This is a genomic window from Arthrobacter sp. E1SS-5 (assembly GCF_057073715.1).
In genome coordinates this window covers 2,877,910-2,902,976 of sequence record NZ_CP172703.1, presented here as the reverse complement: position 1 = coordinate 2,902,976, position 25,067 = coordinate 2,877,910, and the positions used below count along the sequence as shown (strand labels likewise).

Genomic DNA, 25,067 nt, shown 5'->3' with positions numbered 1-25,067 from the left:
GCCGGGCGGGCGGTTCGAACTAGACTGGCTTCGTGACTGCTGAAACCGCCCCTGATCCTGCCGTGTCCACCCTTGACCTCCGCCAGGACGTGGCCTTGCTGACCGCAGCCCTGATGGATATCAACAGTGTGTCCGGCAACGAAACGCAGCTGGCGGACGCCGTCGAGGCCGCCCTGCTGGAGGTTCCGCAGCTCAGCGTGGTGCGTGACGGTGATGCGATCATCGCGCGGACGGATCTCGGCCGCAGTGAACGGGTGATCCTGGCCGGACACTTGGACACGGTCCCGCTGCCGCTCACCGAAGGTTCCAGGGGCACTGTCCCCTCCAGCTGGGAGTCCGGGGTTCCGGGCGAGGGCATCCTCTATGGCCGCGGCGCCACGGACATGAAGGGCGGTGTGGCGGTGCAGCTGGCTTTGGCCGCAGGATTGTTCGACGGCGGCGCGCAGCCCAAGCGGGACGTCACTTTTGTGTTTTATGACCACGAGGAAGTGGAGGCGGTCAAAAGCGGCCTGGGGCGCCTGGTCCGGAACCACGGAGACCTGCTGCAGGGAGACTTCGCCATCCTGCTGGAGCCGACCGACGGCACAGTGGAGGGCGGCTGCAACGGGACGAGCCGGTTCGAGGCCAGCACGGCGGGGGAAGCAGCGCACTCGGCCCGGGCCTGGATGGGAAGCAACGCCATCCACGCCGCAGCGCCCATCCTGGCCCGCCTGGCAGCCTATGAACCCCGGACCATTAACGTCGACGGGCTGGAGTACCGGGAAAGCCTTAACGCGGTGAAGATCAACGGCGGCACCGCCGGCAACGTCATCCCGGACCGCTGCGTAGTGGAGATCAACTACCGGTTCGCTCCGGACAAGACGCCGGACCAGGCCGAAGCGCACGTCCGGGAACTGCTGGAAGGCTTCGACGTGGTGCGGACCGATGCCGCTGCCGGGGCCCGGCCCGGGCTGCAGCACCCGGCCGCCGCCTCCTTCGTTGCCGCCGTGGGAGCCGAGCCCAAGCCCAAATACGGCTGGACCGACGTCGCCCGCTTCAGCGAACTGGGCATCCCGGCGGTGAACTTCGGCCCCGGCGATGCGCTGCTTGCGCACAAGGACAACGAGCACGTCCACGCCGACGCCATCCGCAAATGCCTTGCCGCGCTCCAAAACTGGCTCGCTGCCTGAGGAAGACTTAAGCAGTAGAGGGCCGGAACTCCCGCGGGAGAGTTCCGGCCCTCTTTCGTGGAAAGCCGCGGGGACTAGGGAGCCGCAGCTTCCAGGACGTCCGGTTCCGCCTTGGCCGTTCCGCCGGCGGCTTTCTTGGAGCCGCGGCGCTCGATCCACACGGCGAGCCGTGAGACCGAGATGTTGATGGCGATATAGATGGCAGCAGCCACGAAGAATACGGGGAACAGGTACTGCGGACCCAGGAAGTCCGCCATGACCTGAACCGCGCGCAGCAGCTCACCGTAGGCCACGATGTAGCCCAGGGAAGTGTCCTTCAGGAGCACCACCATCTGCGCCACCAGCGAGGGCATCATGCGCCGGATGGCCTGCGGCAATTCGATCAGCATGCGGGACTTGTAGCTGGTCAGGCCGATGGCCAGCGCCGCCTCGCGCTGTCCCTTGGGCAGGGACTGGATGCCGGCGCGGATGATCTCCGCGAAGACGGCGGCGTTGTAAAGCACCAGTCCGGCGATGACGGCCACAAACGCGGAGGTGCGGAACCCCAGCAGGATGAAGAGCATCATCAGGACCACGGGCATGCCGCGCAGGAATTCCAGGATGATCCGCATGGGGACCCGGATCGCGGCCGCGTCGGAAATGCGCAGCAGGCACAGCAGCAGGCCCAGCGGGAAGGCGATCACTGCAGCAATGGCCGCCGCGGCAAGCGTGGCGCCGAGCCCGTTGCCAAGCAGCCGCCACACGTCGGCGCGGGTGAAGATCTGCCAGCGGCGGGCCTCGAAGATGCCCTGCTGGCCAAGGGTCATGATGATCCAGGCCAGCAGGCCGAGGATCAGCAGGCCGCCGATGATCGATGCAATGAGGGAGATCCGGCGTGCTTTGGGGCCGGGAACGTCGTACAGGACGGAGCTCATCGGGCAATCGCCACCTTTCGTTCCACCGTGTTGGCGAGGATTCCCAGCGGAACGGTGAGGAGCAGATAGAAGAACGCGGTGCCCAACAGGACGGTGATGACGGCATCGCCGTTGGCGTTGGCCAGCTGCCGGCCGTAGCCGAAAAGTTCAAGGACGAAGAACGCGCCGGCCACGGAGGAGTTCTTAACCAGGGCGATCAGGATGTTGATCAGCGGCGGGATCACCGTCCGCAGGGCCTGGGGGAGGATGATGAGCGTTAGCACTTGGCCGAACTTCATGCCGATACTGCGGGCGGCTTCGGCCTGGCCCACGGGCACGCTGTTGACACCTGAGCGGACAGCTTCGGCGATGAACGCTGCGGTGTAGGTGCTGAGGGCGATGATCGCGGCGACTTCGAACTGCTCAAACTTGACCCCAAGCCGCGGGAGCACGACGGCTGCGAAGAAGAAGGCGATGGTCAGCGGGGTGTTGCGCAAAATCTCCACGTAGACGGTGCTGAAACCGCGCAGCGCCGCAACCGGGGAGACGCGCGCCGCGGCCAGCAGGGTGCCGAGGATCAACGCGAAGATACCGGAAACGACGGAGAGGAAAAGCGTACGAAGAAAACCGCTCCAGTACAGGGGCAGGTTTTCAATGATGACGTCCATAAGATCCTTCGGCTGTAAGCGTGGACGGATTAAAAGCTGTGCTGCCGGGGCCGTTGTGCGGCCCCGGCAGCGTGGACGCTGTTTAGTAGCGGTCGATGGCCGGGAGGCTCGGTGCGGTCTTGATGACCGAACCTGCAGTGGCTTCCCAAGCCTTCTTGTAGGAGCCGTCCTTTTCGAAGGACTCCAGCTGGTCGTTGATCCAGTTACGGAACTCGGTGTCGCCCTTCTTCAGGCCGATCCCGTAAGGCTCCTTGGTGAAGGTTTCGTCAGAAGCCAGCTTGAAGGCGTCCGGTTCCTTGTCGACGAAGCCGGCGAGGATCACGTTGTCAGTGGTCACGGCTTCAACCTGCTTGTTGCGCAGCGGCTCGAGGCAGGCGGAGTAGGTGGCGGCCGGAACCAGTTCCGCACCGTACTTGTCCACGATGGTGGCTGCCGGGGTGGAACCCGTGACGGAGCAGACCTTCTTGCCCTTGACGTCCTCGGGCTTCTTGATGGTGTCGTTGTCCTTGTTCACCATGAGTGCCTGGCCGGCTTCGTAGTACGGGCCGGCGAAGTCCACAACCTGCTTGCGCTTGTCGCTGATGGTGTAGGTGGCGATGACCAGGTCCACCTTGCCCTGCTGGATGAAGGGCTCGCGGTTGGCCGAAACGGTCTCCGACCATTCGATCTTGTCCGCGGGAATGCCCAGCTTGGCGGCGATCAGCTTGCCGATCTCAACGTCGAAACCGACAGGCTTGCCGTCCAGGCCCACCTGGCCGAACAGCGGCTGGTCGAACTTGGTGCCGATCTTGATGGTGCCGGCGGAGGCCAGCTTCTCCATGGTGGTTCCGGCAGCGAAGGAGGGCTTCTCGACCGGGCTCGGGTTGCTGGACCCGCCGGAGTCGCCGCCGCCGCAGGCGCTGAGGGACAGGGCAAGGGCAGCGGTAGCCGCCACGACGAAAGACTTTCGCCGGGACATAAATGTCTTCATGACATTCCTTTCATTGATGGCCGTGGGTTTTCCGGCCTGGATGCGAACTGAAGTGTGTTTGTTCGGTTGAGTCAGTGGGTGAGCAGCTTGGACAGGAAGTCCTTGGCGCGGTCACTCTTCGGGTTGGTGAAGAATTCCTCCGGGGTGGCATCTTCCACGATCTGGCCATCGGCCATGAAAACCACCCGGTCAGCGGCCTTGCGGGCGAAGCCCATCTCGTGCGTGACCACGATCATGGTCATGCCTTCCTTGGCGAGCTGGACCATGACGTCCAGGACCTCGTTGATCATTTCGGGGTCCAGGGCGGAGGTGGGCTCGTCGAACAGCATGACCTTCGGCTTCATTGCCAAGGCGCGGGCAATCGCGACGCGCTGCTGCTGGCCGCCGGAGAGCTGGGCCGGGAGCTTGGGGGCCTGGTGGCCCACGCCCACCCGTTCCAGGAGTGCCATGGCGTCCTTTTCCGCGGTCCCCTTGGAAACGCCCTTGACCTTGATGGGCCCCAGGGTCACGTTTTCAAGGATGGTTTTGTGCGCGAACAGGTTGAACGACTGGAACACCATTCCGACGTCGGCGCGGAGCTGGGCGAGTTCCTTGCCTTCCTCGGGGAGGACTTTCCCGTCGATGCTGATGGTTCCGCCCTCGATGGTCTCCAGGCGGTTGATGGCCCGGCAGAGGGTGGACTTACCGGAACCGGAGGGTCCGATGACCACAACAACCTCGCCCTTGCGGACCTGCAGGTTGATGTCCTTCAGAACGTGCAGCTGGCCGTAATGCTTATTAACGGCGTTCAGGGAGACGAGAGTATCGCCGGGCACATGAGTAGTCATAGGAAAGAATCTAGCGAACAACCGTGGGTTATGACGCCAATCACCCCAACTTCATGCTGATCGTGATTCAAGAGATACCTGCAGTTGGAGGTTAGCCTAGGTGAATGAGCATCAACGCAGATCCGGCCAAGAATTCCCAGCCGCGCCGCAAGGGGCCCCTTGAGCTGCGCCGCAAGCAGGCGGCAGTGGAAATGTCGGACCAGCATCTGCTTGATACCAAGGGCCCCGGCCAGTTCGTCCACACCGATCCATGGCGTGTGCTGCGGATCCAGAGCGAGTTCGTGGAAGGCTTCGGCGCGCTCGCGGACATTGGAAAAGCGGTCAGCGTCTTCGGTTCAGCCCGCACCAAACCCGGCAGCATCTACTACGAGATGGGTGTGGAAGTGGGCCGCAAGCTCGCCGAGGCCGGAGTCGCCGTAATCACCGGCGGCGGCCCGGGCTCCATGGAGGCGGCCAACCGGGGAACAGTGGAAGGCAACGGGGTGTCAGTGGGCCTGGGCATCGAGCTGCCGTTCGAACAGGGCCTGAACCAGTGGGTGGACCTGGGCATCAACTTCCGCTACTTCTTCGCCCGCAAGACCATGTTCGTCAAATACGCCCAGGGCTTCATCGTGCTCCCCGGCGGGCTGGGGACGTTGGACGAGCTGTTCGAAGCAATGGTCCTGGTGCAGACGCGGAAGGTGACGTCCTTCCCCATCGTGCTCCTCGGCGTCGACTTCTGGGGACCGATGATTGACTGGATCCGGGGCACACTGGTGGCCGAGGGAATGGTTTCCGAAAAGGATCTGGACCTCATCCAGCTGGTGGACGACCCCGCGGAAGCCGTGGACCGCGTCCTGCACGTCGCGGTGGCCCCGGCCATGAACGGCGAGCAGCGCCCGGAGTAGCCTGGCGCAACGGTTCCAGCCGGCGGTCTGGCACGATGGAACCGTGAGCTTCTTCCTCGTTTTCCTCGCCGTCGTGCTGGTGGCGGCGGTCCTTTGGGCCGGCCTGGGCCGGCGTTCCCGCACCACCGGCAACACCGGGCTGCCTGCACTCCTGGACGGCGGATTCGAAGAGCCGCCCGCGAACCTTCCGCCAGTGCTCCTTCCCGAACACGCCGTTCCGGAAGATGTGACCCGGCTGCGCTTCTCGCTGGGCCTGCGCGGCTACCGGATGGACCAGGTGGACCAGGTCCTGGACGAGCTCCGGGACCAGCTGGCTGCAAAGGACGCGGAAATAGCTGAGTTGCGCAGCCGGCCGGAAGCCCCGGAGGACCCCGCGGAACAGGCGTCCGACGCCGGCTCCGCCTCGGGGGATGAGGCAGGGGAAGAGCCGGGCACAGTAAGCGCCGGAGAGGCCGGGCTCCATGACGGCAGTTCGGGGCAGGTCCCTGAGGATGCAACACCGGGGAAGGGCGGCCTGTGAGTACGGTGGCCCGCCGCAACCCGCTGGCGTCCGCCGGCAATGCAGCCCACCGCGTGGCTTCCGCCCTCCGCCGCTGGCCGTCCTGGCTCCAAGTGATGGCCCTGTATGCGGCGGCGAGGCTGGTTTCCGCCTGCATCTTCATGGCAGCGGCTCTCCACCAGGGCCCCAACCCTTGGTTCCCGCCAAAGCCGGACTACTGGAACTTCATCAACATCTGGGACGCGCGCTGGTACGGCCAGGTCATCGCCAACGGCTACCCGTCGGTTCTTCCCACGGACAGCGCCGGCAATGTGCAGGAAAACACCTGGGCCTTCTACCCCCTCTTTCCGGCACTGGCCGGCGGACTCAGCCGCCTCACCGGCCTCAACCCCGCCGCCTCGCTCACGCTGATCGCCACGCTGGCCGGCTTCGGCGCAGCGCTGGCGGTGTACCAACTGTTCCGGCAGAAGGCCGGCCATGCCACCGCCCTGTGGGGTGTTGCGTTCTTCTCGGCCTTCCCCGTCTCCGCCGTCCTCCAGGTGCCCTACGCCGAACCCCTGTCGCTCCTGCTGCTTGCGTGGGCCCTGCTGCTGGTGGTGCGCCGGCAGTACTTGTGGGCCATGCCCGTGGTGGTCCTGCTGTGCCTGTCCCGGCCGGTGGGTGTCCCCTTTGCCGCCATGGTGGGGCTGCTCCTGGTCTTCCGCGCCGCCGCGTTCCTCCGCGCCGGCCCGCAGCGCGGCAGCGACGAGGCAAGCCACACCGGCCGGGACCTTGCGGCACTTACCGGGCTCACCGCCGTAGCGGGCGTCGCCGCCCTTGCCTGGCCCGCAGTGGCGTGGGCGGCCACGGGTGACCCGCAGGCCTATACCAAGACGGAGACGGTGTGGCGAGGCCAGGACCTGGTGCCTTTCAAACCGTGGTTCGACACCGGCGTCGAACTTTTTGGCCCCGTGCTGGGCATCCTTGCCCCCGTGGTGTTCGTGGCACTGTTCGCCGCGATGCTGTTCCTTCGCCCGGTGGTGCGGCTCGGCGTCGAACTGAGGCTGTGGTGCGCCTGCTACATGGGCTACCTGCTGGCCTTCCTCCACCCGCAGACCAGTACTTTCAGGATGCTGCTGCCATTGTTTCCGCTGGCCCTGGGCGCGGTGTTCCTTTCCCGGTCAAGGGCATACCGGGGGACCGTTGTGGTGATGTTCCTGCTGCTGCAGGTCGTGTGGATCGTGTGGCTGTGGGCGTGGGCGCCACTGCCCGGCGGAGGGGATTATCCGCCCTAGCAAAAGATGCTTCTGCGCAGGTCAGGGCGGGAATAACACGCCCAGGAAAATGTCCATCGATTAGCTACGCGCGGGTAATTCCGCGATAATGATAGGTAAGCAAGGACAAAAGCATTCAGAAGACGCGCAGCCTTGGCGGTGGATCCAACACCGACGCCATAGCCGCCTGATCGACATGCGGACACAGCCCGCCCGGGCTGATCAGTCCTGGGACAAAATGGAGGGGAATTCCTCATGGCGGCGATGAAACCACGCACCGGCGACGGCCCAATGGAAGTCACCAAGGAGGGCCGCAGCCTGATCATGCGCGTCCCGCTCGAAGGCGGCGGACGCCTGGTGGTCGAACTGAACGCTGCCGAAGCAGCCAACCTCAAGGAATGCCTGGTCGGCGTTACCGAATAATCGTGCCGGACAGGGTCCGCAGCCTGCGGGCTGCGGACCCTATCCGTCTTCGGGGGATCCCTATTTCTTGACGGCCACCAGCAGGCCGTCCCCGGTGGGAAGCATTGCTGAAGCCAGCCTGTCGTCGTCGCGGATTGCCTTGCCCACCTGACGCAGGGTCACCGTGTTGGGCTCCCGGCCGGCGGGGTTGGCCACCTTGTCCTTGTCCAGGGCGTCGTTGATGACCAGGAGCCCGGAACGCTTGAGCAGCCGGATGGCCTGTTCCACATATCCGGGGAGGCCGGGCTTGTCCGCGTCGATGAACACCAGGTCATAGGCCCCGTCCGTCAGCCGCGGCAGGACATCGCCCGCGCGGCCGGAAATGGTGCGCGTACGGTTGGCCGGGCTGCCGGCCTCGGCGAATGCCTCGCGGGCCGCCCTCAGGTGTTCGACGTCCACGTCGATGGTGGTCAGGACCGCGTGCGGGCTCAGGCCGCGCAGGAGGCACACGCCGGAGACGCCGGCGCCCGTGCCGATTTCAACGGCGGTCTGGGCCTTGGAGGCAGCAGCCAGCACCGTGAGGACGGCGCCCACACCGGGGCTGATGGCGCTGACGCCCAATTCAAACGAACGCTCCCGGGCCCGAAGCATAACCTCATCCTCAGCGGGCAGATCTTCTGCGTAGGACCAGCTGCTGGACTTGTCGGCGCTCATGGATTTCGCTTTCTGGGCGTAAGGGGGGGAATGTCTCCCCAAGCCTACTGTGTCCGGCCGGGCAGGCCGGGGAAGGACCCATTGCGCCCAAGGCTGAAGTTTGCCTGCAGTCAGGAAATTCCCAGCCAAGTTTGACATGATTGGTATCCGCTCATCCAAAAGGTGACCGGCGCCGAATCAGAGATGTCAACAGTATCCGGGCGTTAGCATTCCACGAGGGGAGTGGACGATGTCATCTTCAGTTGTGGCACCTGTCCCTGCAGTCAACAATCCCGACGATGAGTGGGTCCGTCCCACCTGGGAAGAAGTGGTCACCAACCATTCCGCGAAGGTCTACCGGCTGGCCTACCGCCTGACCGGCAACAAGTTCGATGCTGAGGACCTCACCCAGGAAGTGTTCGTCCGCGTCTTCCGTTCCCTGGACAACTTCAAGCCCGGAACGCTCGACGGCTGGCTCCACCGCATCACCACCAACTTGTTCCTTGACCAGGCACGCCGGAAGACCCGCATCCGTTTCGATGCCCTGGCGGAGGACGCAGAGTCCAGGCTGCCGGGCCGCGAGCCCGGACCCGAGCAAAGCTTCGAACTGAACAACCTCGACCTTGACGTGCAGGCCGCGCTGGAGGAACTTCCGCCGGACTTCCGCGCCGCCGTGGTCCTGTGCGACCTCGAGGGGCTGTCCTACGACGAAGTCGCAGAGGCGTTGGGCGTCAAGCTGGGGACCGTCCGCTCGCGCATCCATCGTGGCAGGACCATGCTCCGGGAGAAGCTGGCCCACCGCGACCCGCGCCCGCAGCAGTCCCGCCGCAAGCTCAAGATGCCGCGCATCGCCGGCATCCTCTGAACGGCACATGAGGTCCCAGTTTCCTTTCGGCGGCAGGCATCAGCGCACGGGCAGCCACCTGGAGGCCTGCCAGGAGTGTGCTGCCACCGTTCGCCGGGAACGCCAGTACCTGGAGCGTCTTCGGGACGCTCCCATACCGCCCGCCAGCGATGACCTGACTGCACGGTTGCTGGCGCGCACCTCGGAACTGGCCGCGCAGCCGGCAGCGTCCGTAGACCACAGCAGCACTTCCCGCCTGGCCGCCCGGGCCCTTGCGCTGACCGCCGGCGGAACAGTGGCTGCTGCCGGGGTACTGGCCGTTGGGGCATTCACGGCGGCTGGAGATCCCACGGCCGGCGGGGCGGTGGGCACGGAGGCGGCCTTTTCGCATGTCTCCTCGCAGACACCGGCGGACGGCAGGACGTTGACCACGGCACAGCTTGCAACACTGCGCTTTGAAGGCTGGGCCTGCCCCGACCTGCAGGCCATGGGATTCCACGTGGAATCGGCCAAGGCGCTGGTTGTTGACGGCCAGCCTGCGGTGGAGCTTTGGCTTACCGACGGCGCGCATCACGCCACCGTCACGGAACAGCATCCCGTCACCGGGCAGGCGGCAGCACAGGTTGCCGCTGCCGGAAATGCGCCGGCGGAAGCCGCCGGAGCTGGCGAGAAAGCGGGCCCGTCGCAGGATTGGGCCACGTCACCAAGGGCCGCCACCTACCGTGCGGAAGGCCTCACCATTACCTACCGCTCCGACCTGCCCGCCGCGCAGTCCAACCAAGCCCTGCCCATCCTCAAACGGCTTGCGGACAGCGCCGCAGAAGGTGTGGCGGCTGCCGTTCCGGACAGCTCCGAGGGGCAGGCAGCCGAGCCGCTGGAGGCACGGCTGGAACGCGGGTTCGGCAAGATCGCGGCGCTGTTTACCCAGTGACGCGAACTGTTGCTCCGTCCGCGGGACGGGAATCGTCACTCGCAGCCCGGAAAGGGTAATCTTCCTAAAGTGTTTGGAATCAACGGCCCGGAGTTCATTCTTCTGCTGATCATTGGCGTGCTGGTGATCGGCCCCCAGCGGCTGCCTGAATATACCCAGAAGCTGGCGAACCTGGTCAAGGAAGTCCGCCGCATGGCCAACGGTGCGCGGGAACAGATCAAGGAAGAAGTGGGCATCGACATCGACGATGTCGACTGGAAGAAGTACGATCCGCGCCAGTACGATCCCCGACGCATCATCAAGGAAGCACTGCTCGACGACGACACTAAGCCAGTGAGCGCGGGCGCTCCCGCCGCCGTGGCTGCGGTCTCCGGCGCAGCGGCAGCAGCCGAGTCAGCTCCTGCACGGCCCGAGAGGGTAGTGGAGAGGTTGGCCCCGGGCGAGGTTGCCCCGTTCGACACCGAAGCCACTTGAGGCCTGCCTGCTCAACGGGGCTTACAGCTCAGCGGGGCTGCAGCCCCAGCTTCATCCCGGCCAGGCCGCGGGGTTTGGCCGCCAACTGCCCTGCAATGGCCGCCAGCGCCGCCGCTCCCGCCGAATCCGGCTGGCCCAGGACGATGGGCACCCCGGAGTCCCCGCCTTCCCGCAACTGGATGTCCAGGGGAATCTGGCCCAGCAGCGGCACGTCAGTACCTACCGTGGCGCTGAGGCGTTCGGTGAGGACTGCCCCGCCGCCGCTTCCAAAGAGTTCCATCCGCCCGCCGTCGGGCATTTCCAGGTAGGACATGTTCTCAATGACGCCCGCGATCTTCTGCCCGGTCTGGGTGGCAATCGCGCCGGCCCGCTCTGCGACGTCTGCCGCTGCCGCCTGAGGTGTGGTGACCACCAGGATTTCGGCCTTGGGCAGCAGCTGGGCAACGGAGATGGCAATGTCACCCGTGCCCGGCGGAAGGTCCAGGAACAGGGCATCCAGGTCGCCGAAGTAGACGTCGGTGAGGAACTGTTCCAGGGCGCGGTGCAGCATGGGTCCGCGCCAGGCGACCGGCTTGTTGCCGGTGACGAACATACCGATGGAAATCACCTTCACCCCGTACGCCACCGGGGGAAGGATCATGTCGTCCACCTGGGTGGGTTTTTGCGTGATGCCCATCAATGCCGGGACGGAGAAGCCGTACACATCCGCGTCCACGATGCCCACCCGGAGGCCCTGGGCGGCCAGGGCGCTGGCCAGGTTGACCGTGACGGAGGATTTTCCCACCCCGCCCTTGCCGCTGGCCACCGCGTAGACCTTGGTGAGCGAGCCGGGGTCATTGAACGGGATGCTGCGCTGCCCGCCCGCGCCGCGCAGCTTCTCCTTGAGCGCGTCGCGCTGAGCCTGGTCCATCACCTTAAGTTCGACGTCGACGGCGGTGACACCGGGGACGGCGGAAAGGGCCTTTTGGGAATCGGCGGTAATGGTGTCCCGCAGCGGGCAGCCCGCGATGGTGAGCAGGACCGCCACGGTGACCTTGCCGTCGTCGGACACCTGGACGGAATCCACCATGCCCAGCTCGGTGATGGGGCGGCGAAGTTCGGGATCGATGACCGTGGCCAGGGCGTCATTGACGGCCTGGTGCAGTGGGGCGGCGCTTGCTGTTGCGGGATCGATGGGGGCGCTCATGGGAGGAGCCTCGGCTTTCATGCGGTTGCGGGCCGCCGGAAAGTGGACGGCCTGGCGGTCATTGGGCAGAGTGGCCGGGTTTGACCCGGGGGATCTGCTGGGTACGCGGGCTGCGCTGCCGGTCCCGTTGTTCACGAAGCTTGTCCTTGACCTTGTCCCGCTGTGACTCGTGCGAGCCCGGCCCGGTGTCGTCGTGGGCGCGCAGCTCCTCCTGGGCTTCGAGCAGGTCCTCAAGGAGGGAACGAAGCTCGGCCCGGACGTAGTCGCGGGTGGCTACCTCGCGCAGTGCGATCCGAAGGGAGGCAAGCTCCCGGGTGAGGTACTCGGTATCGGACAGGTTGCGTTCGGCGCGCTGGCGGTCCTGCTGCAGGGAGACGCGGTCGCGGTCATCCTGCCGGTTTTGCGCGAGCAGCAGCAGGGGTGCTGCGTAGGAGGCCTGCAGCGACAGCATCAGGGTCAGCAGCGTGAAACCAAGGTCCCGGGAGTCGAACTGCCACTCCGTGGGCGCCCACGTGTTCCAGCCCAGCCAAAAGATGCAGAACACCGTCATGTACACCAGGAACTGGGGCGTACCCATGAACCGGGCAAAGGCCTCGGTGGCGTGCCCGAACGCATCGGGGTCCGGGCGGAACGTGGGCAGGATCCGTTGCCTGCCGCTCAGGGGTGTGTCGAGGCTGCCTTTTGATTCCGCTTTGGCCAGGTTCCGCTGGTTGGGGTTCTTCGGAGCACTGATATCAGCCAATGCGGCCACCGAGCTTTCTTATCGGGGCTTCGCCATCATGGGCGCGCCAGTCGTCCGGCAACAAATGATCCAATACGTCATCAACAGTCACCGCCCCCACAAGCCGGCCGGCGTCATTGATCACCGGGAGGGAGTTCAGGTTATACGTGGCCAAGGTCCGAGCCACTTCGCTGATGTGCGCCTGGTCGGACAGCGGTTCCAGGTTCTTGTCCACCAGGTTTCCCAGTGCCTCGAACGGCGGGAAACGCAGCAGCTGCTGGATGTGCACCACGCCCAGGAAGCGGCCGGTAGGCGTTTCCAACGGCGGCCGGGCAATGAAGATCGACGACGCCAGCGCGGGGGAGAGCTCCTCGCGCCTGACATGGGCCAGGGCTTCGGCGACGGTGGCTTCCGGGGGGAGGATCACCGGGACGGGGGTCATCAGGCCGCCGGCCGTGTCCTCGTCATATTCGAGCAGGCGGCGGACGTCCTCGGCGCCTTCGGGCTCCATCAGCTGGAGCAGTTCCTCGGCCTGCGCGGAGGGAAGCTCACCGAGGAGGTCGGCGGCGTCGTCCGGGTCCATCTCCTCCAGGACATCGGCTGCGCGCTGGACATCCAGCGCGGAGAGGATCTCCACCTGGTCGTCCTCCGGGAGCTCCTGCAGGACGTCCGCCAGGCGTTCGTCCTGGAGTTCGCTGGCCACCTCGAAGCGGCGCTTGTCGCTCATCTCCTGGAGCGCCTCGGCGAAGTCGGCGGGTTTGAGGTCCTCGTGGTTGGCCACAAACTGCGTGGCGGCCTGCGGCTCGGTCTTCTGGCCCTGCTGGGCGTCCGCCCAGTCGATGATCAGGGTCTCGTTGCGGCGCAGCCGGCTCAGGGGCGACAGCGAGTGCCCGCGCCGGACGAAGAGCTTGCTGACGAACCAGTCGCGGGACCGGTGCTGGTCAATGGCGATGTCTTCGATGGTGGCGTCGCCGCTGCCGTCGCGGAGCGTGACGCGCCGGTCGAACATCTCGGCCACCACCAGGGTCTCCGCCCCGCGCTGTTCAAACCGGCGCAGGTTGACCAGGCCGGTGCAGATGACCTGGGTCTGGTCGATGGAGGTGATGCGGGTCATGGGAACGAAGACGCGCTTCTTGCCCGGAACTTCCACCACGATGCCCACCACGTGCGGGGCACCCTGGGTCCCGCGGGACAGCACAACAACATCGCGCAACCGGCCCAGCCGGTCGCCCAGCGGGTCGAAGACATCGAGGCCCAGAAGGCGCGCCACGAAGACGCGTGCAGGTGTTGTGCTCACCACTACAGGCTACCGAGTCTGCTCTCTTTTAGCTGAATTTACAGGCAGCACCCACCTTGATGGGCAAGAATGGGGTTATGTCGAACTTATTTGGTGCACCCAGGGCCGGCGCCCCGAACGGACCGGACGATGCCCGGGCTGTTCCCACCGGTGACACCGTTGGCTCCTACACCTCCTACCTCGACGCCCAAAAAGCCGTGGACTACCTGGCGGACCAGCAGTTCCCGGTCCAGATGGTCTCCATCGTGGGCAATGAGCTGAAGATGGTGGAGCGGGTGACGGGGCGGCTGAGCTACCCCCGGGTGGCACTTTCCGGGGCATTGAGCGGCATGTGGTTTGGCCTGTTCGTGGGGGTCATGCTGTCCTTCTTCGCGCCTTCCCCCGGATACTTTTCGATCATGACATCGGTGCTGATGGGCGCCGCCTTCTTCATGCTCTTTGGCATCGTTACCTACGCCATGCAGCGCGGCAAGCGCGACTTCACGTCCACTAGCCAGGTGGTGGCAACGAACTACGACGTCATCGTGGCCCCGGAAGCAGCCCACGAGGCCCGGCGCCTGCTCCAGCAGTTGCCGATGTCCCGTTCCGACGCTGCCTCCGGCCACGGCCCCTACACGCAAAACGACTACTACAACCAGCCTTACCAGCAGCAGCATCCGCAGCAGCAGGGGCCTGCGCGTCCAGCCGGCTGGAACGATCCGTACGGCCAGCGGCCTGCCGGCCCTTCCCACGAAGGGCCCGAGCACGGTGCATCGGCCCAGGACGGACAGGCGTATCCGCACGACGCCGGGCAGCAGCAGGGCAATCAGCAGTATGGCGGCGGCCAGCAGCAGCAGCCCGTCCGTTCGGTCCGCTACCCGGACCTGCCGGACGGCCGCCCGCAGTACGGCGTCAGGGTCCCGCAGGGTCCCGCCGCGGATGCCGGGCAACAAGGACCGGGACATAGCCCGGAACATGCTGCGGACCAGCAGGAACACCATGGTGGAGCGCACCGTGCGGAAGAACATTACGGATCCGAGGGCGACCAGCACCAGGGCGAACACCGGCAGTAGCAGCCGGCACGTTTACCGGGCCTGACATCGGGGCGCACAAAGAGCGGGACCGCCGGAAAGAATCCGGCGGTCCCGCTCTTTGTTCATCGCTGCCCTGGATCAGGCTTCTTCGGTCCGGTAGATCCCGGCCATCCAGTCCTCCACGTCTTCCGCATTGCGAGGCAGGGCGGCACTGAGGTTGACGGGGCCATCAGCGGTCATGAGGATGTCGTCCTCGATCCGGACGCCGATGCCGCGGTACTCCTCCGGGATCGCCAGGTCTTCCTTCTTGAAGTACAGGCCAGGCTCGATGGTGAACACCATGCCTTCGGTCAGGACGCCGTCGAGGTAGAGTTCCCGCTTGGCCTGCGCGCAGTCGTGCACGTCCAGTCCCAAATGGTGGCTTGTGCCGTGCGGCATCCAGCGGCGGTGCTGCTGGCCTTCCGGGCTGATCGCCTCCTCAACGCTGACGGGCAGGATTCCCCACTCGGAAAGGCGCTCGGCCAGGACCGTGGTGGCCGCGGTGTGGATGTCGCGGAACTTGGTCCCCGGCTGGGCGGCGGCGAAACCGGCATCGGCTGCATCGAGGACCGCCTGGTAGACCTTGCGCTGGACGTCGCTGAAGGTGCCGCTGGCCGGAAGCGTCCGGGTGATGTCCGCGGTGTAGAGCGAGTCGGCCTCGACTCCGGCGTCCAGGAGCAGGAGTTCGCCGGCGTGGATGCGCCCGGTGTTGCGGGTCCAGTGCAGCACCGTGGCGTTGTTGCCGGACGCTGCGATGGTGTCGTAGCCGAGTTCGTTCCCCACCTCGCGGGCCCTGGCGAAGAATGCTCCTTCAACCACGCGTTCGCCGCGGGCGTGTGTGAGGGCCCGGGGCAGGGCCTTAACAACCTCTTCGAAGCCTTCCACGGTGGCGGACACCGCAATCTTCATCTGCTCAATTTCCCACTCGTCCTTCAACAGGCGCAGTTCGGAGAGGGCCTCGCTGAGCTTCTCGTCCAGGGCATCCAGGACGCCCAGGTCCAGGTTTTCGGGGTCCCTGGCGGTGTTGTAGCGGGCGGTGTCCACCAGGGCGTCGAGGTTCTCGTCGACCTTACGGACCAGGCGGATCGAGATGCCGCCGATTTCCGGGGCGCCCACGTCCTTGGTGATGGCTGTTTCCAGCTGGTCGATGTGTGCGGTGGCCAGGCCCAGGCGGGCCTCGAACTCTTCGAGGGTGGGACGGGCCCCGATCCAGAACTCACCCGAGCGGGAGTCCGCGTAGAACTGTTCGGTGTCCCTGCCGGCCAGCGGCCGGAAGTAAAGCGTGGCGCGGTGGTTCCCGCCGTCGTCGCCTGTTCCCTCTTCCACCGGTTCAAGGATCAGGACCGCGTCCGGCTCGTGGTCCAGGCCGAGACCGGTCAAGTGCGCGAAGCCGGAGTACGGGCGGAAACGGTAGTCGCAGTCGTTGGACCGGACCTTCAACGGCCCTGCGGGGATGACCAGGCGTTCACCTTTGAACAGGGCAGAGATCGCCTTGCGCCGGTTCGCGGCATAGGGGGCCACGGCGTCCAGCTGGGGAAGCTCCTGGCTGGACGGCGCCCAGTTGCTGGCCATGAAGGCCTTGAAGGCGTTGGAACTGGGCCGCTGGGAGCGGTTGTTGACGCGCTCCTCCAACGGCTGGGAAGCAGAGTTTTGGGTGTTTTCGGCATCGTTCACGGCACCATCGTCTCACCAGCGTCCCGGCTAAGCGAACAGGCCTCCCCGGTCTCTTGTTCCCGGTCCACTACGCTGGATAAGTGAGGATTGACCTGCATGCCCACTCCAATGTCTCCGATGGCACCGAGACCCCTGCCGATGTCATGGCCTCTGCTGCCCGTGCGGGGTTAGACGTGGTGGCGCTGACCGACCACGATTCAACGGCAGGCTGGGCGGAGGCTTCCGCCGCCGCTGCAACATACGGGGTGGCCCTGGTACCGGGGATGGAGGTGTCCTGCCGGACGGAGGAGGGCATCAGCGTCCACCTCCTGAGCTACCTGCACGATCCCACCCATCCCGGCCTCCTGGAGGAGATCACCAAGGCCAAGGATTCCCGGCAGACCCGGGCCGAGCGGATGGTGACCATCCTGGCTGAAGACTATCCACTCACGTGGGACGACGTGATCCACCACGTCGCGCCCGGCGCCACCCTGGGACGGCCGCACATCGCTGACGCCCTCGTTGCCGCAGGGGTGGTGGAGGACCGTTCAGAGGCCTTCGCCTCCATCCTTACCTCCCGCTCGCGGTACTTCATTCCGCACTACGCTCCGGACCCTGCCACCGCCGTCGAACTTGTCCGTGCCGCCGGCGGCGTGCCGGTGTTCGCCCACCCCGTGGCCTCTGCGCGGGGGCGGATCGTGGGGGAGCGTACGTACCGCGAGATGATCGACGCCGGCCTGGCAGGGCTGGAAATCGACCACCGGGATAATCCGGAGGAGGGCCGCGCCTTCCTCCGGAGGCTCGCGGCGAAGCACGACCTGCTGGTCACCGGGTCCTCCGACTACCACGGAACCGGGAAGCCCAACCTGCTCGGGGAGAACCTCACGGCACCGGGCATGCTGGCGCGGATCGAGGAACTCGGCACGGGAGCCGTCGTCGTCCGCCCCTAAGACGCAGGCCGGCCCCGAAGGGCCGGCGGGAACTTAGCTGGGCTGGCGGGTCACCAGGGTGGCGTGCGCACCCAGCCGCTTGGCCATGATGTCGATGGCCGGCTGGTTCTGGTCCACGCACACGAACTTCCGGCCCAGCTTCGCGGCCACTGCCCCCAGGGTGCCGGAGCCGGCGAAGAAGTCCAGGCACCAGTCCCCGGGACGGGACGAGGCAGCGACGACGCGCCGGACCAGGCCCTCCGGCTTCTGCGTGGGGTAGCCGGTCTTTTCCTTGCCGGTGGGCGAGACGATGGTGTGCCACCAGACATCCGTGGGCAGCTTTCCCAGCTCCCGCTTGGCCGGGGTTACCAGGCCGGGGGCCATGTAGGGTTCGCGGTCCACCTCGGCGCTGTCGAAGTGGTACTTGGCCGGGTTCTTGACGTACACCAGGATGTTGTCGTGCTTGGTGGGCCACCGGTTTTTTGCGCGGGCGCCGTAGTCGTAGGCCCAGATGATCTCGTTCAGGAAGCATTCCCGGCCAAAGATGGCGTCCAGCATGACCTTGGCGTAGTGCACCTCGCGGTAGTCCAGGTGCAGGTACAGGGTTCCATCGTCGGCAAGGAGCCGCCAGGCTTCCACGAGCCGCGGTTCCAGGAAGGACCAGTAGTCGCTGAACGCGTCGTCGTAGCGGTGCAGGGCGCCCTTGATGGTGTCGTAGGAGCGGCCCTTGAAACCCACCCGGTCCCCGCTGCCTTCAGCGTTGACCACCATGCGGGTTTCCTGGCGCTGCTGCGGCCGGCCGGTGTTGAAGGGCGGGTCCACGTAAATCAGTGTGAAGGCGCCGTCCGGCAGCGTGGGGAGGTACTCCGCGTTGTCCGCGTGCACCACCAGGCTGCCGCCGTCCGGCGCCCAAACAGTGTCAGTCATCGGGGCAGTTAGCCCTCGGAGATGCCAGGCTGCGTGCCCTTGTCGGCGCCCGCCACCACTTCGCCGTTGCGGCGGCGGGTGCGGGTGCGGGTACGGCGGGCGCGCGACGGCTGGCCGCCATCGGCTGCCGGGGCGGCAGCTTCACCGGCAGGTGCGGCTTCCGGGTTGGACGTACGACGGCGGCGCTCGCCTGATTGGCCGGCTGAATCACTGCTGCGGCCTCCTTCGCGGTTGCCGCCCTTGCTGCGTCCGCGTCCGTCCCGGGACCGGGACGAGTCCCGGCCGCCGCGGCTGTTCTTCTTACCGGTCTCGCCAAGGTCCTCGAGGACCTCTGCGTCGACGCCGGCCAGGGTTCGCTTGTCGCGCGGCAGGCGGCCCTTGGTGCCCTCGGGAATGTCCAGGTCCGTGTACAGGTGCGGCGAGGATGAGTAGGTTTCGACGGGTTCGGGCACGTTGAGGCCCAGTGCCTTGTTGATCAGTGCCCAGCGTGGGACATCGTCCCAGTCCACAAACGTGACCGCGGTGCCCTTGTTCCCGGCCCGGCCGGTGCGGCCCACCCGGTGCAGGTAGATCTTCTCGTCTTCCACGCACTGGTAGTTGATCACGTGGGTGACGTCCTCGACGTCGATGCCGCGGGCCGCCACGTCCGTGGCCACCAGAACGTCCACCTTGTTGTTGCGGAAGGCACGCAGCGCTTGTTCACGGGCGCCCTGGCCCAGGTCGCCGTGGAGGGCGGCGGCAGCGAAGCCGCGGTCCACCAGTTCCTCGGCCACCTTGGCGGCGGTGCGCTTGGTCTTGGTGAAGATGATGGTCCGCCCGCGCCCGCGCGCCTGCAGGATGCGTGCCACCACTTCGGTCTTGTCCATGCTGTGCGCACGGTAGATCAGCTGGCGGATGTCCCGCTTGGTCAGGCCCTCGTCCTCCGGATCCGCGGCGCGGATGTGGGTGGGCTGGGTCATGTACCGGCGGGCCATGGCGATGACCGGGCCGGGCATCGTGGCGGAGAACAGCAGTGTCTGGCGGACGGCGGGGGTGGCAGCGATCAGGGTCTCCACGTCCGGCAGGAAGCCGAGGTCCAGCATCTCGTCGGCTTCGTCCAGGACCACGATTTTGACGTTCTTCAGGCTCAGGTGCTTCTGCTTGTAGAGGTCGATCAACCGGCCGGGGGTGCCGACCACTACCTCTACACCCTTCTTCAGGGATTCAATCTGGGGCTCGTACGCCCGGCCGCCGTAGATGGTGGCGATCCTGGCGTTGCGCTTGCGCGACGCGGTCTGAAGGTCGCTGGCCACCTGGACCGCCAGTTCACGGGTGGGAACGATGACCAGGGCCTGCGGGGCTCCCGGCACGGCCAGCTTGGCGTAGCCGGGGTCGTCCTGGCCGATGACGCGCTGGAGCGCCGGAATGCCGAAGCCCAGGGTCTTGCCGGTTCCGGTTTTGGCCTGGCCGATGATGTCGTGGCCGCCCAGGGCTACCGGCAGGGTCATGGCCTGGATGGGAAAGGGGTGGGTAATCCCGGCGTCGGCCAGGGACTCCACGATGTCGTCGCGGACGTTGTAGTCGGCAAAGGACTTTTCGGCGATCTCGTGCGGCGTCTCGTCCGAGATGATGGTCTCTTCCGGTTCGATGGTCTCCGTACCGGACACGTCGCTCAGAAGCTGGTGGGTATGCAATTCACTCACAGGGGAGTTTCCTTATTCATTTAGGCATTGGCGCTGCCTGCTCAACGGGCCGGCCAGGGCTGGCCGCTCCGGAGCACGCTCTGGCGCGCAAGCAATTCCAGTGGAAGCCGATCGCGGGCTATCTAATGCTGGCACTGGGGACCAGCGGGCAATTCTCAAGATCGCGTAGGGGCGGGCTTGTTGGTTTCAAATGGAGGAAATCAACGACCGGGCATCCAGTTCTACTCCTCCAGTCTAGCCGCATGGGTGCAGAAACACGGTTTCGGCCCGCTTGCGGCGTCCGCTGGTTGCTCAGCGGACCAGTTCGAAGTGGATCTCCCGGGTGGTGATGTCAGAGGACACCAGCCGGACCCGGACCTTGGTGCCGGACTCCAATTCGCCGGCGCAGCGAGCGGTCACCGCGGGTTCTGCGATCTGGATGATCCCGGAGCTCCCGTTGCCGTTCTTCCCATTGCCGTTGCCATTCTTCCCGTTGTTGCCGTTGCCGTTCTGCGGCTTGGACCCGGAGATCACGATCGCGTCGAACTCCTGCCCGATGTGGTTCAACAGCAGCGCCGCCTCCACGGTGTCCAGGGCCAGGCGTTCCATCCGGGATGCCAGCTGGTCCGATCCCGCCATGATGCCCGGCAGCAGCGGCAGGGCTTCGCGTGCCCAACCGGGAACATCGCCGCCGTTGCTCAGGGCCTCGCAGATGACCAGAACGAAGCGGTCCACCAAGCGGCGCAGCGGCGCGGTGGTGTGGGCATAGGCCGCGCCGATGGCGGACTGGATTCCGTCCTCGGGGACGGTTCCATCGAAGGCGGTGTAGGACGCTCCGCGGAACAGCATGCCTGCCGAATGCATGATGGCCAGCTGCCTCGGGTCGGTGGGATCCAGGGAGCGCAGGTATTCGCCGTAGCTGACTTCGCCGTCCCACGGCCTGCCCAGCACCTCCGTCTGCAGCCGGAAGTGCCTCAGGGACCGTTCATCCGGTGCCGGCATGGTGCGCAGGATGCCCACCTTGCCCTCAAGCATGAGCTCAGCGGCCGCCATCCCGGTCATCAGCGAAATCTGCGCGTTCCAGTCCTCCACCGGAAGCTGTGGAACCGCGTCAATCCGGTAGCCGCCGTCGGGCAGTTGGACAATCTCCTGCTCGGGCATGTTGAGGCTGGCGCCTTCACGGGCCCGCTCCAGTGCCACCCGCTTCAGGCCCACCTCGCGGAGCAAATGGAGCACGGGGGAGGCCGTCCCGGCGTCGAGGTCTGCCTGGGCGCCCTTGTAGCTGAGCTTGTCGCGGCTGCGGACACGCGCCCGACGGACGCCTACTGCCAGGACGGTTGCTTCGGCGTCGAGAGTGAAGTCCCAGACGAAGGCAGAACACTCCTGGCCGGGAAGCAGGCTCCCGGCCCCTTCGCTGATGACCTCCGGGTGCAGCGGGATCCGGCCGTCCGGGGCGTAGAACGTCTGGCCGCGCCGCCGCGTCTCGGCGTCCAGGGGACCTCCCGGCGCAACGAAGGCCGGAACATCGGCGATCGCATACATCACGCGGTAGCCGTCCCCGTCCAATTCGATGAACACTGCCTGGTCCAGGTCGGTGGAGGACGCCGGATCGATGGTGACGAACTCTACGGCGGTCAGGTCGTAGGACGGAAGCTGCAGCGCGGCCACGGCAGCGAGGGCGTCTTCCACGGCTTCGGCGGGGTATGGACCCGGAAGTTCAAGTTCCGTCCGCAGCAGGCCCAGCGCCTCTTCCAAGGCGTTCTTATGGTCGTGGACGTTGGGGGCCAGCCGATGATGTGACACAAAATTCAGCGTAGCCCCAAGTTCCGGGATTAAGCAGGCTCAGGAGCCGGCGGCGTCCAGCGCGTCGAGGAGGGAGGCAGCAGCGGCGGCGGGATCAGGGGCTTCGGTGATGGCACGGACCACCACGATCCTGCGCGCGCCCGCCTCCGCCACCTGGTGGACGTTGCCGTGGTCGATGCCGCCAATGGCAAACCAGGGCACCGGATCCCCAGCCTGCCGGGACGCCCCGGCTGCATACTTCACCAGGTCGGGACCGACGGCGGCCCTGCCGGGTTTGGTGGGCGTGGCCCAGACCGGACCCACGCAGAAGTAGTCCAGGCCGGAGGGGCCGGCGGTGGCGGCAAGGGCGGCATCCACCTGTTCAGCCGTGTGGCTGGAAAGTCCGATGGCGGCGTTCCCGTTGACCAGCGTGCGTGCTGCCGCCAGCGGCAGGTCCTTCTGGCCAATGTGGAACACAGGGGCCCCGGAAAGCACGGCGATGTCGGCGCGGTCATTAACCGCCCACAGCTTGCCGTGCCGCACCGCCACTTCCTTCAGCACCGCCAAAAGGTCCAGTTCCTCGGCGGCCTCGATGGTCTTGTCCCGCAGCTGGATGATGTCCACGCCGCCGGCAAACGCCGCGTCCACGAACTCCGCAAAGTCGCCGCGGTCCCGCCGCGCATCGGTGCAGAGGTACAGGCGGGCAGCCTTGAGGGCCTCATTGTCCCGGGCGTTGACAACCTCGGCATTGGCGACTCCGCCGGCTGGAGCGTGGGAACCTGCAGGAAAGGATGGGGTGGTCGCATTCATGCCTGCAAGCCTAATTCCTCTAAACTGGGGAGGTACTGCGGGAGCCCGCGGCAGCTGTCACAAAGCGCCGGGCTGAGAGGGCGTCAGAGCCGACCGCTTGACCTGATCCGGTTAATGCCGGCGTAGGGAAGGAACCCACATGCGTACCCCCGGCACTGCCCATCCCGCGTCCGATGATGCGTCCATCCCCTCCACCCTTCCGGCAACACTACGGGCCGACGTCGCCGTCATTGGCGGGGGAGTGGTGGGACACGGCATCGCCTGGGAGGTGCAGCGTTCCGGACGCTCCGTCGTCCTCATTGACGACGCGCCCGGTTCCGGCGCCAGCTGGGCCGCCGCCGGCATGCTGGCCCCGGTGAGCGAACTGCACTACCAGGAGGAAGACCTCCTGGAACTCATGCTGGAGGCATCGTCGCGGTGGCCGGGGTTCGCTGCCGGTCTCGCCGATGCATCGGGCGCGGATTCCGGATACCTGACGACGCCGACACTCGCCGTGGGTGCCGACGCCGCAGACCGCCGCGCGCTGATGGACCTGCGCACGGTCCAGCAGGCCCACGGGCTGGCGGTGGAACCCCTCACCGTGCGGGAGGCGCGCCAACGCGAACCCCTCCTCAGTCCCGCCATCGCCTGCGCCCTCGACACCCCCGCGGACCACCAGGTGGATCCCCGGCGGTTGGTGGCGGCCCTGCGGCTGGCGCTGGCCCGCGCCGCGCAGGAGTTGCCGGGCCCGGCTGTGGCAGGGGCGGTGGACGGGTACGCCGTGCCGGACCGGGCAGCCGGGCTGTTGTGGGACGGCGGAACGGTGGCAGGAGTCCGGCTCGCCGGTGGCGGCACCGTCCTGGCAACGGAAACCGTGGTGGCCAACGGCCTGCAGTCAGGTGCGCTCGCGGACCTTCCCCCCGGCCTCGAACTGCCGCTGCGGCCCGTGCACGGGGACATCCTCCGGCTGGCAGTTCCCCGCCACCTCCAGCCCCTGGTGACAGCTACGGTGCGGGGGCTGGTCCACGGAATTCCGGTGTACATCGTGCCGCGGCAGGACGGGACCGTGGTGATCGGAGCCACCCAGCGCGAGGACGCCCTGTCCGATGCCGTCAGTGCCGGCGGCGTCTACCAGCTGCTGCGCGATGCCCAGGCCCTGGTGCCCGCCGTCGCTGAACTCGAACTCCTGGAGTCCACCGCCCGGGCCCGGCCCGGAACCCCGGACAACGCGCCGCTGCTGGGACGGGTGCCGGTGGGCCCGACCCCAAGGGGCGAAGGGGCCGGAGCGGAAGCGGGCCACGTCCCGGGGCTCATCATCGCCACCGGCTTCTTCCGGCACGGCGTCCTGCTCACCCCTGCCGCAGCAGCTATCTGCACGGGGCTGCTGGACGGAAAACCCGACCCCCGTTGGGCGCCCTTCAGCCCGGAACGGTTCTCCAGGCCGGCAACGGCCACCCAACGCACCGACATCAAGGAGACAGCGTGAACATCACCCTCAACGGAAACCCGCACACGGTGGCGGACGGCGCCTCCATCACCATGCTCGTCAGCGAGGTCACGGGGCGTCCGCTGGCTGACAATGGGCAGGCGACGGACGGCGGGAAGCTGGGCGTCGCCGTCGCACATAACGCCCAGGTGGTGCCGCGCAGCCAATGGTTCGCCACCGCGCTCGCCGAGGGCGACGACATTGAACTCGTTACCGCAGTACAGGGAGGCTGACGCCATGACCGAAACCAGCACCATCAACCCCGCCGGAAACACCGGTGCCGGCGACGCCCTGGTGATCGACGGCGTGGCCCTCGGCTCCCGCCTCATCATGGGCACAGGCGGGGCACCGAGCCTGGACGGCCTGGGCGCAGCGCTCCTGGCCTCCGGCACCGCCCTGACCACGGTGGCCATGCGGCGCTACTCAACCGCGGAAACCGGATCGCTGTTCCAGCTGCTGGTGGACCACGGGATCCGGGTGCTGCCCAACACCGCCGGCTGCTTCACCGCCAGGGACGCGGTCCTCACGGCGGAACTGGCGCGGGAGGCCCTGGAGACCGACTGGGTGAAGCTCGAAGTCATCGCCGACGAACAGACCCTCCTGCCGGACGCCGTGGAACTCGTGGAGGCCACGGAACAGCTGGTCAACCGCGGCTTCAAGGTCTTCGCCTATACCAACGATGATCCCGTTCTTGCGCTGCGGCTCGAAAACCTCGGCGCCACCGCCGTGATGCCCCTGGGTGCGCCCATCGGCACAGGCCTGGGAATCCTGAACCCGCACAACATCGAGCTGATCGTGTCGCGCGCGTCGGTCCCGGTGGTCCTGGACGCCGGCATCGGGACGGCATCCGACGCCGCCCTTGCCATGGAGCTGGGCTGTGACGCAGTACTGCTGGCCACGGCCGTGACGCGCGCGCAGAATCCCGCCCTCATGGGCGAGGCCTTCAAGCACGCTGTGATCGCGGGCAGGATGGCGCGGGCAGCAGGCCGCATTCCCCGCCGGGAGCACGCCCTCGCGTCGTCGGCCATGGAGGGCAGGGCGGAGTTCCTCTGACGTTAAGCAGCTGTGGCCACC

General features: G+C 66.6%; 26 protein-coding genes and 1 riboswitch. Of the genes, 13 read left to right on the top strand and 13 right to left on the bottom strand.

What is annotated here, in order from left to right; genetic code table 11:
• The first annotated feature begins 32 nt into the window (after positions 1–32).
• Positions 33–1,169 carry a succinyl-diaminopimelate desuccinylase gene (gene dapE / locus ACIGJD_RS13435; protein WP_483686611.1) on the top strand — a complete coding sequence of 379 codons (1,137 nt, stop codon included), beginning with the start codon at positions 33–35 and terminating at the stop codon, positions 1,167–1,169.
• A gap of 74 nt (positions 1,170–1,243) precedes the next feature.
• On the opposite strand, the gene ACIGJD_RS13430 is transcribed toward dapE, so the two are convergent.
• The 4 genes from ACIGJD_RS13430 to ACIGJD_RS13415 form a co-directional block, all read right to left on the bottom strand.
• Complete coding sequence (locus ACIGJD_RS13430) at positions 1,244–2,083, bottom strand: amino acid ABC transporter permease (RefSeq protein WP_483686610.1); 840 nt, start codon at positions 2,081–2,083, stop codon at positions 1,244–1,246.
• The gene (locus ACIGJD_RS13425) at positions 2,080–2,730 is read right to left on the bottom strand and encodes an amino acid ABC transporter permease (RefSeq protein ID WP_142133208.1); all 651 of its coding nucleotides are present in this window, start codon (positions 2,728–2,730) and stop codon (positions 2,080–2,082) included. The genes ACIGJD_RS13430 and ACIGJD_RS13425 overlap by 4 nt, the downstream gene beginning before the upstream one ends.
• Before the next feature lie 82 nt (positions 2,731–2,812).
• Complete coding sequence (locus ACIGJD_RS13420) at positions 2,813–3,700, bottom strand: glutamate ABC transporter substrate-binding protein (protein WP_483686609.1); 888 nt, start codon at positions 3,698–3,700, stop codon at positions 2,813–2,815.
• 71 nt (positions 3,701–3,771) lie between these two features.
• Entirely contained in the window at positions 3,772–4,527 is a 756-nt protein-coding gene (locus ACIGJD_RS13415) for an amino acid ABC transporter ATP-binding protein (RefSeq protein WP_483686608.1), read from the bottom strand.
• Positions 4,528–4,631: 104 nt separating this feature from the next.
• Here ACIGJD_RS13415 and ACIGJD_RS13410 point away from each other — a divergent pair, with 104 nt between their 5' ends.
• The 4 genes from ACIGJD_RS13410 (at position 4,632) to ACIGJD_RS13395 (ending at position 7,589) form a co-directional block, all read left to right on the top strand.
• Positions 4,632–5,414, top strand: coding sequence for an LOG family protein (locus ACIGJD_RS13410; RefSeq protein WP_483686607.1), 783 nt, complete (start codon positions 4,632–4,634; stop codon positions 5,412–5,414).
• Positions 5,415–5,457: 43 nt separating this feature from the next.
• Positions 5,458–5,934 (top strand): DivIVA domain-containing protein, encoded by a 477-nt coding sequence (locus ACIGJD_RS13405; protein ID WP_483686606.1) that lies wholly within the window; start codon positions 5,458–5,460, stop codon positions 5,932–5,934.
• Positions 5,931–7,187, top strand: coding sequence for a hypothetical protein (locus ACIGJD_RS13400; RefSeq protein ID WP_483686605.1), 1,257 nt, complete (start codon positions 5,931–5,933; stop codon positions 7,185–7,187). The genes ACIGJD_RS13405 and ACIGJD_RS13400 overlap by 4 nt, the downstream gene beginning before the upstream one ends.
• A 234-nt stretch (positions 7,188–7,421) precedes the next feature.
• Positions 7,422–7,589 (top strand): DUF3117 domain-containing protein, encoded by a 168-nt coding sequence (locus ACIGJD_RS13395; RefSeq protein WP_009357720.1) that lies wholly within the window; start codon positions 7,422–7,424, stop codon positions 7,587–7,589.
• 60 nt (positions 7,590–7,649) lie between these two features.
• Here ACIGJD_RS13395 and ACIGJD_RS13390 read toward each other — a convergent pair whose 3' ends face one another.
• Positions 7,650–8,282 (bottom strand): O-methyltransferase, encoded by a 633-nt coding sequence (locus ACIGJD_RS13390; RefSeq protein ID WP_142133214.1) that lies wholly within the window; start codon positions 8,280–8,282, stop codon positions 7,650–7,652.
• 229 nt (positions 8,283–8,511) lie between these two features.
• Here ACIGJD_RS13390 and sigE point away from each other — a divergent pair, with 229 nt between their 5' ends.
• The 3 genes from sigE to ACIGJD_RS13375 all read left to right on the top strand — a co-directional run bounded on the left by sigE (position 8,512) and on the right by ACIGJD_RS13375 (position 10,510).
• A complete protein-coding gene (gene sigE / locus ACIGJD_RS13385; protein WP_286398004.1) occupies positions 8,512–9,126 on the top strand; it encodes an RNA polymerase sigma factor SigE in 615 nt (204 codons plus the stop codon).
• Between the two features lie 7 nt (positions 9,127–9,133).
• Positions 9,134–10,036: an anti-sigma factor gene (locus ACIGJD_RS13380; RefSeq protein WP_483686604.1), complete on the top strand. Its 903-nt coding sequence runs from the start codon at positions 9,134–9,136 to the stop codon at positions 10,034–10,036.
• A 69-nt stretch (positions 10,037–10,105) separates the two neighbouring features.
• Entirely contained in the window at positions 10,106–10,510 is a 405-nt protein-coding gene (locus ACIGJD_RS13375) for a twin-arginine translocase TatA/TatE family subunit (protein ID WP_142133217.1), read from the top strand.
• Positions 10,511–10,538: 28 nt separating this feature from the next.
• On the opposite strand, the gene ACIGJD_RS13370 is transcribed toward ACIGJD_RS13375, so the two are convergent.
• Genes ACIGJD_RS13370 through ACIGJD_RS13360 form a run of 3 tightly spaced genes read right to left on the bottom strand, consistent with a single transcriptional unit; the run spans position 10,539 to position 13,714 of the window.
• The gene (locus tag ACIGJD_RS13370; RefSeq protein WP_483686603.1) at positions 10,539–11,696 is read right to left on the bottom strand and encodes an Mrp/NBP35 family ATP-binding protein; all 1,158 of its coding nucleotides are present in this window, start codon (positions 11,694–11,696) and stop codon (positions 10,539–10,541) included.
• 58 nt (positions 11,697–11,754) lie between these two features.
• Entirely contained in the window at positions 11,755–12,447 is a 693-nt protein-coding gene (locus tag ACIGJD_RS13365; protein ID WP_483686602.1) for a DUF1003 domain-containing protein, read from the bottom strand.
• Complete coding sequence (locus tag ACIGJD_RS13360) at positions 12,431–13,714, bottom strand: magnesium transporter MgtE N-terminal domain-containing protein (RefSeq protein ID WP_483686601.1); 1,284 nt, start codon at positions 13,712–13,714, stop codon at positions 12,431–12,433. The genes ACIGJD_RS13365 and ACIGJD_RS13360 overlap by 17 nt, the downstream gene beginning before the upstream one ends.
• A gap of 77 nt (positions 13,715–13,791) precedes the next feature.
• On the opposite strand from ACIGJD_RS13360, the gene ACIGJD_RS13355 reads away from it, so the two are divergent.
• Positions 13,792–14,766 (top strand): YflT domain-containing protein, encoded by a 975-nt coding sequence (locus tag ACIGJD_RS13355; protein ID WP_483686600.1) that lies wholly within the window; start codon positions 13,792–13,794, stop codon positions 14,764–14,766.
• A 99-nt stretch (positions 14,767–14,865) separates the two neighbouring features.
• Here ACIGJD_RS13355 and ACIGJD_RS13350 read toward each other — a convergent pair whose 3' ends face one another.
• A complete protein-coding gene (locus ACIGJD_RS13350; RefSeq protein ID WP_483686599.1) occupies positions 14,866–16,440 on the bottom strand; it encodes an aminopeptidase P family protein in 1,575 nt (524 codons plus the stop codon).
• 80 nt (positions 16,441–16,520) lie between these two features.
• On the opposite strand from ACIGJD_RS13350, the gene ACIGJD_RS13345 reads away from it, so the two are divergent.
• Positions 16,521–17,369, top strand: coding sequence for a PHP domain-containing protein (locus ACIGJD_RS13345; protein ID WP_483686598.1), 849 nt, complete (start codon positions 16,521–16,523; stop codon positions 17,367–17,369).
• 33 nt (positions 17,370–17,402) lie between these two features.
• On the opposite strand, the gene ACIGJD_RS13340 is transcribed toward ACIGJD_RS13345, so the two are convergent.
• From ACIGJD_RS13340 to thiE, 4 genes are all read right to left on the bottom strand, one after another.
• Positions 17,403–18,275, bottom strand: a complete 873-nt coding sequence (locus tag ACIGJD_RS13340; protein WP_142133224.1) for a DNA-methyltransferase — start codon at positions 18,273–18,275, stop codon at positions 17,403–17,405.
• An 8-nt stretch (positions 18,276–18,283) separates the two neighbouring features.
• Positions 18,284–19,957 carry a DEAD/DEAH box helicase gene (locus ACIGJD_RS13335; protein WP_483686597.1) on the bottom strand — a complete coding sequence of 558 codons (1,674 nt, stop codon included), beginning with the start codon at positions 19,955–19,957 and terminating at the stop codon, positions 18,284–18,286.
• Between the two features lie 291 nt (positions 19,958–20,248).
• Positions 20,249–21,739 carry an RNB domain-containing ribonuclease gene (locus ACIGJD_RS13330; RefSeq protein WP_483686596.1) on the bottom strand — a complete coding sequence of 497 codons (1,491 nt, stop codon included), beginning with the start codon at positions 21,737–21,739 and terminating at the stop codon, positions 20,249–20,251.
• A gap of 39 nt (positions 21,740–21,778) precedes the next feature.
• Positions 21,779–22,528, bottom strand: coding sequence for a thiamine phosphate synthase (gene thiE, locus ACIGJD_RS13325; RefSeq protein WP_483686595.1), 750 nt, complete (start codon positions 22,526–22,528; stop codon positions 21,779–21,781).
• A gap of 27 nt (positions 22,529–22,555) precedes the next feature.
• Positions 22,556–22,674: riboswitch (TPP riboswitch) on the top strand.
• Between thiE and thiO the strand changes: the two genes are divergently transcribed.
• From thiO to ACIGJD_RS13310, 3 genes are all read left to right on the top strand, one after another.
• Positions 22,668–23,993 (top strand): glycine oxidase ThiO, encoded by a 1,326-nt coding sequence (thiO, locus tag ACIGJD_RS13320; protein WP_483686594.1) that lies wholly within the window; start codon positions 22,668–22,670, stop codon positions 23,991–23,993. It overlaps the preceding riboswitch by 7 nt.
• Complete coding sequence (gene thiS / locus ACIGJD_RS13315; RefSeq protein ID WP_142133229.1) at positions 23,990–24,226, top strand: sulfur carrier protein ThiS; 237 nt, start codon at positions 23,990–23,992, stop codon at positions 24,224–24,226. Before thiO ends, thiS begins: the two co-directional genes overlap by 4 nt.
• 4 nt (positions 24,227–24,230) lie before the next feature.
• Positions 24,231–25,046, top strand: coding sequence for a thiazole synthase (locus tag ACIGJD_RS13310; protein WP_483686593.1), 816 nt, complete (start codon positions 24,231–24,233; stop codon positions 25,044–25,046).
• Positions 25,047–25,067 lie beyond the last annotated feature (21 nt).